This window comes from Streptomyces sp. NPDC001816, from assembly GCF_042892235.1.
GTDB lineage: Bacteria > Actinomycetota > Actinomycetes > Streptomycetales > Streptomycetaceae > Streptomyces.
The window spans coordinates 262,000-274,860 of sequence record NZ_JBIATY010000008.1; the positions used below are offsets into that span (position 1 = coordinate 262,000).

Sequence of the window (12,861 nt, forward strand, 5' to 3'; positions counted from 1 at the left end):
AGCCCCCGTAGGAGACACACCCGCATGCGGAAGATACTCGTCGTCGGAGCCGGCCAGTCCGGACTCCAGCTCGCCCTCGGTCTGCAGTCGCACGGCTACGAGGTCACCCTGATGTCGAACCGGACCGCGGACGAGATCCGCTCCGGCCGGGTCATGTCGACGCAGTGCATGTTCGACACGGCACTGCAGCACGAGCGCGATCTCCAGCTGAACTTCTGGGAGTCCCAGGCCCCGAAGATCGAAGGACTCGGCGTCTCGGTCGCGGCCCCCGGCTCGCACGACCCCGGTCCGACCCAGCGGGCGATCGACTGGGTGGGCAGGCTCGACGGGTACGCGCAGTCGGTCGACCAGCGGGTGAAGATGGCCGGCTGGATGGAGACCTTCGCCCAGCGCGGCGGCCAGCTGGTCATCCACGGCGCGGCCGTCGGCGACCTCGACTACTTCTCCCGCACCTACGACCTCGTCCTGGTCGCGGCGGGCAAGGGCGAGCTGGTGTCGATGTTCACCCGCGACCCGGAGCGCTCCCGGTACAGCGAGCCGCAGCGCGCGCTGGCCGTCTCGTACGTCCATGGCCTCGGCCCCCGCCCCGAGCACCCGGAGTACGACGCGGTCCGCTGCAACCTGGTCCCCGGCGTCGGCGAGCTGTTCATCATGCCGACGCTCACCACCTCGGGCCGCGCCGACATCCTGTTCTGGGAGGGCATACCCGGCGGCCCGCTCGACGTCTTCAACGGCGTCAAGGACCCGGCGAAGCACCTCTCCCTGACCCTGGAACTCATGGAGAAGTTCACTCCGTGGGAGCACGCGCGCGCCACGAAGGTCGAACTGACCGACGCCGGCGGCACGTTGGCCGGCCGGTACGCCCCGACCGTGCGCAACCCCATCGGCCGGCTGCCCTCCGGCGGTCTGGTCCTCGGCGTGGCCGACGTGGTCGTCGCCAACGACCCGATCACGGGCCAGGGTGCCAACTCCGCGTCCAAGTGCGCGGCCGCTTACCTCGCCTCGATCCTGGAGCGGGAGGACAAGCCGTTCGACGAGGAGTGGATGCGCGCCACGTTCGACCGGTACTGGACCACGGCACAGCACGTCACCAAGTGGACCAACGCCATGCTGGCGCCGCCGCCGGAGCACATCCTGAACCTCATCGGTGCGGCGGGGCAGCTGCAGCCGGTGGCGGATCGATTCGCCAACGCCTTCGACGATCCGGCCGACTTCGAGAACTTCTTCTACGAGCCCGAGAAGACGCAGGCCTACCTGGCCTCGGTCGCCGGAGCCTGAGCGCGGGAGCCGTCAGGGCGTACGGCACCGAGTACGGGATTGGACGCCAACGCGGAGATCCTGATCTTCTCGCCCGGTCTCGGTGCCTGTACGACCTTTCCGTCCCCCACGTACATCGCCACGTGCGTCGCCTCCGGGAAGTAGATCACCAGGTCGCCCGGGCGCAGGTCGGTCAGCGGGATCCGCTTCAGGCGGTCCCACTGTTCCTGGCTGGTACGGGGGATGGGGGTGCCCGCGTGGTCCCAGGCCTGGGAGGTGAGGCCCGAGCAGTCGTACGACTTCGGGCCCGCCGCTCCCCACTGGTACGGCTTGCCGATCTGGTCCATCGCGTAGCGGACCGCCCGCTCGCCCTCGGCCGAGGAAGGGACCGCGGCCTTGCCGAGGGCGCCCGAGGTCACGAGCCTGTCCTGGGCTTGGGTGACCCCCTGCTGTTCCAGCCGGGCGATCGCGCTCAGCTGTTCCGGGGTGAGGGAGGCGAGGAGCCGTTCGACGTCGGCGAGCCTGGTCGTCACGTCGTCGCGCTGCTTCTTCTGCCGTGCGGCGAGGGTCTGTTGGGTGTCCAGCGCCTTGCGGGCCGCCCTGGCCAGCGCGTCCTTCTTCTTTTCGGTGCCGGCCAGCCGGTCCACCGTCTCGGCGCGCTCGCGGGCCAGCTGTCCGATGACATGGCCCTCGTCGAGGGCGTGCTGGGGGTCCGGGGCGAGCAGCAGACGTACGTAGGGGGAGAGGTCGCTGCGGTTCTGGTACTGCTGCCTGGCCAGGCGTCCGGCGTCGGACCTGCTGCCCTGCAGGGCGAGCCGGGCCCGGGCCAGTTCGCCGTCGAGCCGGTCCACCTCGGCCTGCTGCTTCCTCAGTTGCTCCGCCGTGGCGTTGTAGGTCTCGGTGGCCTGTTCGGTCTGCCGGTACAGCTGCTGAAGATCCGTCAGCAGCTCGGAGACGGGCCGCTGCGGCTCGGGCGCGGCCACCGCCGGCGCGGGTGCGAGGACGGCCTGGGCCGCCAACGCGGCCGTACAGGCCAGGCGCAGAAGCACTCCTGACATGTCATCACCTCCGGTGCGGAACGGGCGGACCTTCCACCTGTCGCCGCACGGCGATAATCAGACATGTACGGAGATGTGTGTGCGCTGCCTACGCGGTTCGGCGTAACCCTGTCACCCGGAGGCGTCATCCGGCTTGCCGGACGGGCTCTCGTCCGGCTTGGACCAGGGCCACCGGACCTTGCCGCCCAGCCTGCCCTCGGGGTCGTACTGGTACTTCCACCCCCGCACCACGCCGATCTTGCTGTGCCCCCTCGGCACGCGCCGGTAGACCAGCACGGTGGGCGGGCCGCCGGCCGCGTCCGGAACGGGGATGCGGTACGTCTTCGGCGGGTGGCCGGTCATGCCCAGCAGCACGGGCAGCACGCGCCCGTCCATGGGGCCGCCCTCGAAGGGGGTGTCCTGACTCTTCACGGTCTCAGTCTCAGCCATCCTCGGCGAGCGCGCCGACGAGGTCCGCCGTCTGCGGGTCGCGTCCCGCGGTCACCGTGAGGACGGCCACGAACTGCTCGACCAGCCAGTCGCGCAGCTCCTCGACCGGGGGCTGCTTGCCCTCGTCCAGCCAGATCAGGGAGGCCGCCTCCACCGCCGTGATCCACATCCGGACGGTCATGCGCAGCCGCGGCCCCGGCGAGGAGACGCCGAGGTGGCTGAAGATGTGCTGGGCGGCGGCCCGGCGCACCCCGTCCACTATGGCGGTCGTCCGGGACGTCTCCACCACGCTGCCGCCCTGGAGCAGTGCGCTGAAGCCGGTGTCGTGCTCGTCCACGAAGGTCAGATAGCGGTCGAGGGCCCGGGAGAGGCGGGGCAGCAGGGGGCCGTGCAGCGGCTCGTCGAAGCACAGCTGCAGCTCCTCGGCCGCCGATCTGAGCGCGGCCTCGTACAGCTGCTGCTTCCCTCCGGGGAAGTACCGGTACACGAGCGGACGGGAGACCCCGGCCGCCTCCGCCACGTCATCGAGCGAGACGTCCTCGGGGGCGCGGTGCGCGAAGAGTGTGAGGGCGGCGGCGAGGAGCTGGCTGCGCCGCTCCTCGACGCTCAACCTGCGGTAGGCGGGGGTGGCGGCCGGGGTCATGTCGGCAGCCTAATCGCCATGGAGGTGCGGCGGCGTCGGCGGCTGCGGCTAGGTCGTGGTTGCTCGCGCAGTTCCCCGCGCCCCTTAGGTACTCGCCGCACCGCCCGCTGCGATGGCACCGTACGCAGCTGCGGGCAGTCGTGCCGCTAGGGGCGGCACGGGTGGGCGCAGCGGCACCCGGCCAGCGCCGGTAAGCGACCCCACCCCCGCCCAGCCCCCGCCTACGCCAGCAGTCCGGACGACCTCCACAGCCGCCGCCCCACTCCCCGCAGCACCCCGATGTCGTCCAGGAAGTCCGTCAGCCTCTTCGCGCCCGTCTGCATGACCTCCCGGCGATGCCCGCTCGCCTTCACCTGTGCCATCGCCTCCCGCTTGTCCAGCCCCACGTTCGTGTAGACCTCGGGATTGATGAACGCGATCGAGAAGACCCGCGCGAACTCACCGGACGTGACCCGGGTGAACTCCTGCGACCACCGCGGAGCGGTCAGCATCTGGCGGCGCAGTTCCTCGCGGGCGTAGCGGACGTGCCGGGCCTCCTCGACCACGTGGATCCGCGTGACCCCCCGGATCAGCGGCTGCACCCGCTCGTCCGGGAACGTCAGCCGCTGCATCCAGTCCAGCACCTCCTCGCCGAGCAGCGTGGCCGTGAAGGAACCGGGGGTCGTGGAGATGGTCTTGAACACACGGCCGAGGTTCTGGTGCGCCCGGCTCACCGGGTACCAGGGGGCGTCGCCCCGCGCGATCAGCCGCGCGAACATCTTCGAGTGCCGGCACTCGTCCTCGATCTCGGTGAGGGCGTACCGGACGTGTGCGCTCGTCGCCGCCTTGTCGTAGATGTGCCGGACGAGCAGCTGCATGAGGATGATCTCGAACCAGATGCCGAGCGAGGCCAGCGCCGCGGCCTCGTGCTGGGAGAGCAGGATCCGCTGCTCCTCGCTCATCCGCTGCCACATCGGCGTGCCGTACAGCGAGACCAGCTCCGGCGGCCAGAACCACTTGCCCTCCTCGAAGGGCGCGTCCCAGTCCAGCTCCTTGTCCGGGTCGAAGGAGTGCTTGGCGGAAGAGACGAGCAGCCGTTCGGCCACCTGTTCGCGGTCCTTGAGCAGGCCGAGCGCGTCGCGCAGCCCGTCGAGCGCGTCCGCTTCCGTCAGGGTCGTCATGGCTCTTTCACCTCGTTACCCGGGGTACATCGTCCGCCTCTTATGAGACTGCCTGTCAGCAAGACCGTCAATCCCCTGCGCGTGACTTGTTGACTCGGTGTCTACGTGTGAACCTGCGAGGTATGCCGACGCATGACCTGTACACGAACAACCCCGGAGACCCCCTCTGGCAGGTACCCGCCAGTGGCGCGGCCCGGTTCAGCTGGGAGTACGACGAGGGCCGGGACCGCCTGCTCGCCCTGTACCAGAAGGGCAAGGACAAGCAGTGGGACGGGCAGACGCGGATCGACTGGGACCTGGAGGTCGACCCGTACGACCCGCTCGGCACTCCCGAGGAGTCGATGTCCCTGTACGGCACCCCGTACTGGGCCAAGCTCTCCGACCGGGACAAGGGTGAGCTGCGCCAGCACTACGCCTCCTGGCAGTTCAGCCAGTTCCTGCACGGCGAGCAGGGCGCGATGATCTGCGCGGCACGGATCGTGGAGTCGGTGCCGGACATGGACGCCAAGTTCTACTCGGCGACCCAGACGATGGACGAGGCCCGGCACGCCGAGATCTACGCCCGTTTCCTGCACGAGAAGATCGGGATGGTCTACCCGATCAACGACAACCTCCAGTCGCTGCTGGGGGACACCCTCCGCGACAGCCGCTGGGACATGCCCTACCTCGGGATGCAGGTCCTCATCGAGGGGCTCGCCCTCGCCGCCTTCGGCATGATCCGGGACACGACCAACAAGCCCCTGCCCAAGCAGATCCTGGCCTACATCATGCAGGACGAGGCCCGGCACGTGGCCTTCGGACGCATGGCCCTGCGCGACTACTACAAGCAGCTCACGGACGCCGAGCTGCGCGAGCGCGAGGAGTTCGTCATCGAGGGCTGCTATCTGATGCGCGACCGGCTGCGTGGCGTCGAAGTGCTGGAGAACTTCGGCATCGCCAGGGCCGAGGCCGAGCGGATCAGCGCGGACTCCGAGTTCCTGCAGCTCTTCCGCCGCCTCCTGTTCAGCCGCATCGTGCCCTGCGTCAAGGACATCGGCCTGTGGGGCAAGCGGCTCCAGCAGGCCTATGTCGACATGGGGGTCTTCGAGATGGGCGACTCCAACCTGGACCTGCTGATGGCCCAGGACGAGGAGATCGCCGAGCAGCTGGACGCGGAGCGGTTCGCCGCGGAGGAGCGGGAGCGGGTCGCCGAGGTGCGGGACGCGATCGAGTCGGGGGCGGGCGAGGTCTGACCCGCTCGCCGGGTGCAGTAGCGTTCTGGCGTGTCCATGCCTCCGCCGCAGCAGCAGCCCCAGTACCCGTACCAGCCCCAGGAGCCGCAGTACCCGTACGGGCAGCAGCCGCCACAGGCCCCGCCGCCTCCGGGGCCGTACGGCTCCCCGTACCCCCAGCAGCAGCCTTACCCTCCGCAGCCCTACCCGCAGCAGCCGTACCCCGGCTGGGGCGCGCCGCCGATGGGTCCGCCGCCGAAGAAGCGCGGGCCCGGTCTGGCGCTGGGGATCATCGGCGGGGTCATCGGTCTGGCCGTGCTCGGCAGCCTCGGAGGAGTCGGGGCGGTGCTCGGGACCGACTTCCCCGACGCCGAGAACAAGCTCACCCTGCCCCACGAGCTGGTGGACGGGAAGTACGTCCTCGCCGACGACCTCTCCGACAGCCAGGGGCAGAAGGTCGAGGACGAGGCCGACGGCGCCTGGGACGCCAAGGACGTCCACGCGCTGGTCGGCCGCTACAGCCCGGGCGGCGACGACTCCAAGGGCATGCTGCTGGTGTCGAGCATGTACGGCCGGTTCAAGAACGAGGACGACGTCCGCAGCAACATGCTCAAGGGAGCCACCCAGGCCAACGGCGTGACGGTGGTCGAACCCGAGAAGGACGTCACCCCGTCCGGCTCCGACGTCACCATCAGCTGTGAGGTGCTCACCCAGAAGCAGTCACTGGTGACGATCACCTACCCGGTCTGCGCCTGGGCGGACGGCAACACGGCGGCCGTGATCGGCGAGGTCGACCTGCAGCGCAAGGACTCCGCCGACGTGGACCTCGACGCCGCCGCCCGGGACACCGTCAAGGTCCGCGACGAGATGATCAAACCGATCGGCTGACCGTCGCCGACTCCGCCTCCGCCTCCGGTGCGGGGAACGACGTGCGCAGCGTGAAGGCGTGCGGCGTCGGGCCGTGCTCCCTCAGGTGCAGCAGTCGTTCCTCCGCCTCGGCGACGGTCGGGCGGTGGCCGGCGGGCACCCACCACAGGGTGGCCATCGCCTCCGACACCCGCTCGAACCATTCCCGGCGCCGGGCCAGCAACTCCCGGTGCTGCCCCTGGTACATGAACGCGGTCAGCGCGTTGCCGTCCCGCCACACCGACATGTTGATGATCAGCCACTCGTCGCCGAGGACGGGGATGTCGGTCGCGTTGCCGGAGTCGCTCTCCAGCCGCCAGACGAACCCGTCCGCGGCGTCCGCCACGGCGTTCACCGGGTCGAGCGCATCGACGAAGTCCTTCAACTCGGGGGAGTCCAAAGGAAACTTGAGGCGGGCGATGTTGACCTGGGCGAGTTCATGGGCGACCGGCGCATGCGTCATGACCGAACGGTAGGTCGGCTGTGCCGGGTCGCGGTACCCCCCGTCTCACAGGCCGAGAACCGCCCGCATCACCTCCCGGGCGATCGGTGCCGCGTCCCCGCCGCCGCTGATCTCACCCCGGTCCGCCGAGGCGTCCTCGACCACCACCGCGACCGCGACCCGCGGTTCCAGGTCGTCGTCGGCCTGCGCCCAGGAAACGAACCAGGCGTACGGCACACCGGAGTTGCCGACGCCGTGCTGGGCGGTGCCGGTCTTGCCGCCGACCACCGCCCGGGGAATGGCCGCGTTGGTGCCGGTGCCGTCCGTGACCACGTCGGTCATCAGCTCCCGCAGTCGCACGGCCGTGTCCGGGCGCATCACCTGCCGGTCGGGCCGCATCCCGCCGCCGCTGAGCGTCTCGCCCCCGTGGCGGGTGGTCCGCTCCACCAGGTACGGCGTCCGCAGCCGGCCGCCGTTGGCGACGGCCGCCGCGACCATGGCCATCTGCAGCGGGGTCGCCCGGGTGTTGTACTGCCCGATCGAGGACAGCGCGAGCTGCGCCTTGTCCACATGGGTGTCGAAGGTGCTGGGGGCGGCCTCGAAGGGGACGCTCAGCCGGGTGTCGTTGAAGCCGAACGCCTGGGCCGTGGCCGACATGTCCGCCGCCCCGACGTCCACGGCCAGCTTGGCGAACACCGTGTTGCAGGACCACTTGAACGCCTCCCGCAGCGAGGCGTCCGCGCAGCCGTCGCCCTCGTTGGTCAGCCGGGTCCTGGTCCCGGGCAGCCGGTAGGGGTCGGGGGAGTCGGTGGACGCGTCCAGGTCCGTGACCACACCCGCGTCCAGCGCCGCCGCCGCGGTGACCACCTTGAACGTCGACCCCGGCGGATAGGTCTGCCGCACCGCCCGGTTGAGCATCGGCCTCTCCGGGTCGTGGTTGAGCCGCGCCCACGCCGAGGCCGTCGCCTCGCTGTTGCCGGACAGCTCCGCGGGGTCGTACGACGGGGTCGACACCAGCGCCAGGATGCGGCCCGTGGCCGGCTCGATCGCGGCCACCGCGCCCCGCCGCCCGTGCAGCCCCTGGTACGCCGCCTGCTGCGCGTCCCGGTCGATGGTCGTGACGACGTCCCCGCCCGGACTCGGCTTCCGCGTCACGTCGTTCCACAGCGGGAACGGCGACAGCAACGGGTCGGTGCCGGAGAGCACCCCGTCCTCCGTGTCCTCCAGGAACGTGCTGCCGTACATCTGCGAGGCGAAGCCGGTGACTGGCGCGTACAACGGGCCGTCCCGGTAGGAGCGTTCGTAGCGCAGCTGCTCGCCCGTGTCGTTGGAGCCGGTGACCGGCTCCCCGCCGACCAGGATGTCGCCGCGCGGCTGCTGGTAACGGGCGATCGTGGGGCGGCGGTTGGCCGGGTTGGCGTCGTAGGAGCCCGCCTGGACCACCTGCACCCGGGCGGCGTTGACGAGCAGGGCCGCCAGCAGCAGGGCACAGAACGCCCAGGCGTGCCGGATGTAGCGGGCCATCGGCCGGCCGCCGCCGTACTCGGTCACGGGGCCTCCTGGCCGTCGTACTGGCTGCGGGCCGAGTCGCTCACCCGGATCAGCAGGGCCACGATCGCCCAGTTGGTGACGACCGAGGAACCGCCCTGGGCGAGGAACGGCATCGCCATGCCGGTCAGCGGGATCAGACCGGTGACCCCGCCCGCGATCACGAACACCTGGAGCGCGACGATCGAGGCGAGGCCCACCGCGAGGAGCCGGCCGAACGGCTCGCGCAGGGCGAGGCCCGCCCGGTAGCCGCGCTCCACGAGCAGGCCGTAGAGCAGGAAGATCGCCGCGAGGCCCGCGAGGCCCAGCTCCTCGCCCGCCGTCGCCAGGATGAAGTCCGACTTGGTGGCGAAGCCGATGAGGATGGAGTGGCCGAACCCGAGCCCGGTGCCGAGGATGCCGCCCGCCGCGAAGGCGAACAGGGACTGCGCCAGCTGGTTGGGGCCCTGCCCGGCCTCGATGGTGGCGAAGGGGTGCAGCCAGTCCTCGATCCGGCCGTTCACGTGCGGCTCGAAGTGGCCGACGGCGAAGGAGCCGAGCACGGCGAGCACCAGACCGACCGCGAACCAGCCGGTGCGGCCGGTGGCGATGTACAGCAGGACCACGAACAGCCCGAAGAACAGAAGCGAGGTCCCGAGGTCGCGCTCCAGCACCAGCACCCCGACGCTCAGCAGCCAGATCGTCACGATCGGCCCGAGCACCCGCCCGGTCGGGAACTGCAGCCGCCACAGCCGGCGGCCGGTGTAGGCGAGCGCGTTGCGGTTGGCGGCCAGGTAGGCGGCGTAGAACACCGCGAGCAGCACCTTCGCGAACTCGCCGGGCTGGATGGAGAATCCGGCGATCCGGATCCAGATGCGGGCGCCGTTGACCGCCGGGAAGAGGATCGGCAGCAGGAGCAGCGCGAGGGCCGCGACCACGCAGACGTACGCGTAGCGCTGGAGCACCCGGTGGTCGCGCAGCACCAGCACGACGACGATGAACAGGCCCACCCCGAGCGTGGACCACACCAGTTGGGCGGGTGCGCCCCGGTCGCCCGGCGTCTCCAGGTCGAGCCGGTAGATCAGCACCAGGCCGAGGCCGTTGAGCAGCACCCCGATGGGCAGCAGGAGCGGGTCGGCGTACGGTGCCCGGATCCGGACCGCGAGATGCGCGAACAGGGCGAGCACACCGAGTCCGGCGCCGTAACCGGCGGCACCCGGCGGGACGGTACCGGCCCTCGCCAGGCCCACGGCGCAGTAGCCGTACACGGACAGCAGGACGGCCAGCACGATCAGGGCCAGTTCGATGCCACGGCGGCGGGGAAGGCGTACGGCGGGTGCGGGTGTCTTCGGTGCCGCCACGGCTGTTCCGGCCTTGGTCATGTCCGGAACCTACCCAAACAGGGCGTGTTGTGCGTGGTTTGCCCGGGTTGCCGGTATCAGCGTGGCGCGGAAAGGACGCGCCCCAAAGGGGCGCGGGGCTGTATCGATGTGCGGCTCCGCCGCGTGGGCGCGACCAGCCGCAGAGGACCCGCAGTCGGCGGATTACCCGTACCCCCGAGCTCTCACCCGCCCGCCTGCCGGAGGTACAACGTGGCCACGGCGCCGCCGCCCACCGCGTTGCCGAAGAGCAACCGGGCCCCCAGAACCTCCGCCTGCCCCACCGCGATGGTCAGCCCGAGACCGTGCCCCTTGGCCCCGCCCTCCGTACGGAACCGCTGCGGCCCATGAGCCACCAGGTACTCCGGATACCCGCCCCCGTGATCCCGCACGGTCACCACGGGCCCGTCCACGGTCAGCACCACCGGAGACGCCCCGTGCTTGTGCGCGTTGGCCACCAGATTCCCCAGCACCCGCTCCAGGCGCCGCCGGTCGGTCTCCACCCGGGCGTCCCGCACGATCCGCACCTCGGTGTCCGTACCCGAGGCGCGCACCACCCGCCCGGCCAGCGCGCCCAGCTCCTCGGTGTCCACCTCCAGCTTCTCCCGCCCGGTGTCCAGCCGGGAGATCTCCAGCAGGTCCTCGGTGAGCGTGCGCAGCGCCGCCACCCGGTCCCGGACCAGCTCGGTCGGCCGGCCCGGCGGCAGCAGCTCGGCCGCCGCGTGCAGCCCGGTCAGCGGGGTGCGCAGCTCATGGGCCACGTCCGCGGTGAACCGCTGCTCGCTCAGCAGCTTGCTCTGCAGGCTCGACGCCATGGAGTCCAGCGCGGCCGCGACCGCGGCCACCTCGTCCTGGGGGCGCGTCGGGTCCTTCGTCCGGGGGTCGTTCACGCGGGCGTCCAGATCGCCCGCGCTGATCCGCCGGGCCACCTGCGCGGTGCCGTGCAACCGCCGTGTCACCCGGGTCACCGCGAACGCGCCTACCAGCAGCGTCGCCCCGATCGCCAGCCCCGACGACCACAGGATGGACCGGTCGAGCCCGGCGATCGTACGGGCCTGCTGCGAGTAGTCGACCTCCACCGCGAGCGCCCGGTGGCCGTTCGCCGGCCCCGCCGCCCACATGGTCGGCCGTCCCTGGTGCGAGGAGACCATCGTGCCCCGCTCCCCGGCCACCGCGAGCGTCCGCAGCCGTGCGGGCAGCCCCTTGGGGTCCACCCCGGCACCCGGCAGCAGCGTGTCCCCGGCCTCGTACGCCTCGGTGGCGTCCTGCAGCCGGGACAGCGCGAGGTCGCGGGCCTGGCCGACGGTCTGGTTGGTCACCGACACATGCACCAGGACGCCGAGCAGCGCGGCCAGCGCGCAGCACATCACCGCGATGAACGCGGCCGACTTCACCGCGAGCGTCCCGGCCCACCGGGGCAGCGTGGGCCTCATCCCGCGCTCACCGGCGGCGCGGTGCTGGCGGACGGGGAGGGCGCATGGCTGTGCCGGCCCTTGCCGGTGCGCAGGAACTCGTCCCGGGAGAACACCATGGCCCGCTGGTCCGGGTCCCAGGCCCAGGTGGTGCGGTACTCGTAGCCGGAGATCCCGGCCGGGGAGCGGACGATCACCGCCCGGCCGGCCAGCTCGACGCCGATGATCGCATCGTTGTCGGCCAGCACCTGCACCAGCTTGTGCTTCTCCACCGTGTAGACCCGCACCGCGGTCTGGTTGGTCGGATACAGCCGGAATCCGAGCGTCAGGTCGGCCCCGCCGTCCCCGGTGAGATCCCGGTAGTACGCCTTGAGCAGCGGGCACCGCGCCCGGTCCCCGCCCGCGTCGCACTCCTTCATCCGCTCGACGGTCGCGTGGTACGCCCCCTTCGACCCGTAGTCGTCCGGATGCGCGGCCATCTCGGCCCGTACGACGTCCACCGGATCGACCTTGCGGATGTCGTCGCCCGGCACCTCGACGCCCTTGACGGTCTCGGTGCTCCCCTCGTCGTAGGGGTAGGCCGGGCTGGACGCCGGCCGCAGGTCCGGCCACAGCTTCGCCGGGCTCATCGCGGTCGGGGTCACCCCGGCGCCCTCCAGGTCACCCCGGTCGCCACAGGCCGCCGCCGTCGCCGACAGCAGGGCGACGACGGCCGCGGTGAGGGCGGTGCGCGCGATGCGACGGGCTGACACGGGGCTCCTGGGGTGTAGGGGACGAGAGTGGCCCCGTACACCTTATTAGTAGGGAAGTCCTTTTTGTGCACTCGGGGCGGTGCTGGGGGAGAGGCTACTCGGCCAGCTCCTCCAGCAGTCGGGCGGTGGCCAGTCCCGCGCGCAGGTACTCCACGAACAGGTCGTTGTGCAGCGCCCAGGGGGAGCGCCGGGCGCGGATCAGCTCGATCGCCTCCTCGGCGCTGCGACCCCGCCGGACCAGGGTGTGCGCGACGACCAGGCCCGAGCGGTTGTAGCCGTGGTAGCAGCGGACCAGCACCGAGCGGCCGGCGTCCAGCGCCTCGTGCGCCGCTCGCGCCAGCCGTATCACTCCGGCGAGCTGCGTGCCGTCCAGCGGTCCGTCCGGTATCGGCCACACATGATGCTCGGTCCTGGGGCCGGGGCCGTACCCCGACAACCTCAGGAGCGACTGCACCACGTCGAACTGATCGCGCACGACGGCGGACTCCAGCCGACCGGAACGGCCCAGGAACTCGTGCCCGCCCATCCACAGACCGGGCTCTATCTCGTTCCAGGGACTCTCCGGAGCCGGTACGTCGGGCTGCTCTCCGCGGGTCCGCAACGGCGCCTCCCCAACTCCCCCTCACAGGGCCGATCTCCACGGTAACCGGGTTCTTGCGTGGGAGCACCCCGCCTGTTCCCATGG

13 protein-coding genes are annotated in these 12,861 nt (G+C 71.2%); 3 read left to right on the forward strand and 10 right to left on the reverse strand.

What is annotated here, in order from left to right:
* The first annotated feature begins 24 nt into the window (after positions 1-24).
* On the forward strand, positions 25-1,278 hold the full coding sequence (locus ACFYZZ_RS28430) for a styrene monooxygenase/indole monooxygenase family protein (protein WP_389181579.1): 1,254 nt from the start codon (positions 25-27) through the stop codon (positions 1,276-1,278).
* Here the strand turns inward: ACFYZZ_RS28430 and ACFYZZ_RS28435 are convergent.
* The 4 genes from ACFYZZ_RS28435 to ACFYZZ_RS28450 form a co-directional block, all read right to left on the reverse strand.
* Complete coding sequence (locus ACFYZZ_RS28435; protein WP_389181581.1) at positions 1,251-2,315, reverse strand: NlpC/P60 family protein; 1,065 nt, start codon at positions 2,313-2,315, stop codon at positions 1,251-1,253. The genes ACFYZZ_RS28430 and ACFYZZ_RS28435 overlap by 28 nt on opposite strands.
* Positions 2,316-2,426: 111 nt before the next feature.
* Positions 2,427-2,726 carry a hypothetical protein gene (locus ACFYZZ_RS28440; RefSeq protein ID WP_389181584.1) on the reverse strand — a complete coding sequence of 100 codons (300 nt, stop codon included), beginning with the start codon at positions 2,724-2,726 and terminating at the stop codon, positions 2,427-2,429.
* A 10-nt stretch (positions 2,727-2,736) separates the two neighbouring features.
* On the reverse strand, positions 2,737-3,387 hold the full coding sequence (locus ACFYZZ_RS28445) for a TetR/AcrR family transcriptional regulator (protein WP_389181586.1): 651 nt from the start codon (positions 3,385-3,387) through the stop codon (positions 2,737-2,739).
* Positions 3,388-3,608: 221 nt separating this feature from the next.
* Complete coding sequence (locus ACFYZZ_RS28450; RefSeq protein ID WP_389181589.1) at positions 3,609-4,547, reverse strand: diiron oxygenase; 939 nt, start codon at positions 4,545-4,547, stop codon at positions 3,609-3,611.
* 122 nt (positions 4,548-4,669) lie between these two features.
* On the opposite strand from ACFYZZ_RS28450, the gene ACFYZZ_RS28455 reads away from it, so the two are divergent.
* Both ACFYZZ_RS28455 and ACFYZZ_RS28460 read left to right on the forward strand, forming a co-directional pair.
* The gene (locus ACFYZZ_RS28455; protein ID WP_389181592.1) at positions 4,670-5,779 is read left to right on the forward strand and encodes a ferritin-like domain-containing protein; all 1,110 of its coding nucleotides are present in this window, start codon (positions 4,670-4,672) and stop codon (positions 5,777-5,779) included.
* 36 nt (positions 5,780-5,815) lie between these two features.
* Positions 5,816-6,646, forward strand: a complete 831-nt coding sequence (locus ACFYZZ_RS28460; RefSeq protein ID WP_389181913.1) for a hypothetical protein — start codon at positions 5,816-5,818, stop codon at positions 6,644-6,646.
* Here ACFYZZ_RS28460 and ACFYZZ_RS28465 read toward each other — a convergent pair.
* From ACFYZZ_RS28465 to ACFYZZ_RS28490, 6 genes are all read right to left on the reverse strand, one after another.
* On the reverse strand, positions 6,630-7,127 hold the full coding sequence (locus tag ACFYZZ_RS28465) for a DUF3291 domain-containing protein (RefSeq protein WP_389181595.1): 498 nt from the start codon (positions 7,125-7,127) through the stop codon (positions 6,630-6,632). The two genes, ACFYZZ_RS28460 and ACFYZZ_RS28465, sit on opposite strands and share 17 nt — an antisense overlap.
* Before the next feature lie 45 nt (positions 7,128-7,172).
* Complete coding sequence (locus ACFYZZ_RS28470; protein WP_389181920.1) at positions 7,173-8,630, reverse strand: penicillin-binding transpeptidase domain-containing protein; 1,458 nt, start codon at positions 8,628-8,630, stop codon at positions 7,173-7,175.
* Positions 8,631-8,653: 23 nt separating this feature from the next.
* Complete coding sequence (locus tag ACFYZZ_RS28475) at positions 8,654-10,015, reverse strand: FtsW/RodA/SpoVE family cell cycle protein (protein WP_389181597.1); 1,362 nt, start codon at positions 10,013-10,015, stop codon at positions 8,654-8,656.
* Positions 10,016-10,197: 182 nt separating this feature from the next.
* Positions 10,198-11,445, reverse strand: a complete 1,248-nt coding sequence (locus ACFYZZ_RS28480) for an ATP-binding protein (RefSeq protein WP_389181600.1) — start codon at positions 11,443-11,445, stop codon at positions 10,198-10,200.
* The gene (locus tag ACFYZZ_RS28485) at positions 11,442-12,176 is read right to left on the reverse strand and encodes a hypothetical protein (protein ID WP_389181602.1); all 735 of its coding nucleotides are present in this window, start codon (positions 12,174-12,176) and stop codon (positions 11,442-11,444) included. Before ACFYZZ_RS28485 ends, ACFYZZ_RS28480 begins: the two co-directional genes overlap by 4 nt.
* 94 nt (positions 12,177-12,270) lie before the next feature.
* The gene (locus ACFYZZ_RS28490) at positions 12,271-12,777 is read right to left on the reverse strand and encodes a dual specificity protein phosphatase family protein (RefSeq protein WP_389181605.1); all 507 of its coding nucleotides are present in this window, start codon (positions 12,775-12,777) and stop codon (positions 12,271-12,273) included.
* Positions 12,778-12,861 lie beyond the last annotated feature (84 nt).

Excerpts from the sequence above, each read along its gene's own strand:
- ACFYZZ_RS28430 (WP_389181579.1), top strand. The coding sequence starts at position 25 with ATGCGGAAGATACTCGTCGTCGGAGCCGGCCAGTCCGGACTCCAGCTC.
- ACFYZZ_RS28460 (WP_389181913.1), top strand. The coding sequence starts at position 5,816 with ATGCCTCCGCCGCAGCAGCAGCCCCAGTACCCGTACCAGCCCCAGGAG.
- ACFYZZ_RS28455 (WP_389181592.1), top strand. The coding sequence starts at position 4,670 with ATGCCGACGCATGACCTGTACACGAACAACCCCGGAGACCCCCTCTGG.
- ACFYZZ_RS28450 (WP_389181589.1), bottom strand. The coding sequence starts at position 4,547 with ATGACGACCCTGACGGAAGCGGACGCGCTCGACGGGCTGCGCGACGCG.
- ACFYZZ_RS28465 (WP_389181595.1), bottom strand. The coding sequence starts at position 7,127 with ATGACGCATGCGCCGGTCGCCCATGAACTCGCCCAGGTCAACATCGCC.
- ACFYZZ_RS28445 (WP_389181586.1), bottom strand. The coding sequence starts at position 3,387 with ATGACCCCGGCCGCCACCCCCGCCTACCGCAGGTTGAGCGTCGAGGAG.
- ACFYZZ_RS28435 (WP_389181581.1), bottom strand. The coding sequence starts at position 2,315 with ATGTCAGGAGTGCTTCTGCGCCTGGCCTGTACGGCCGCGTTGGCGGCC.
- ACFYZZ_RS28475 (WP_389181597.1), bottom strand. The coding sequence starts at position 10,015 with ATGACCAAGGCCGGAACAGCCGTGGCGGCACCGAAGACACCCGCACCC.
- ACFYZZ_RS28480 (WP_389181600.1), bottom strand. The coding sequence starts at position 11,445 with ATGAGGCCCACGCTGCCCCGGTGGGCCGGGACGCTCGCGGTGAAGTCG.
- ACFYZZ_RS28470 (WP_389181920.1), bottom strand. The coding sequence starts at position 8,630 with ATGGCCCGCTACATCCGGCACGCCTGGGCGTTCTGTGCCCTGCTGCTG.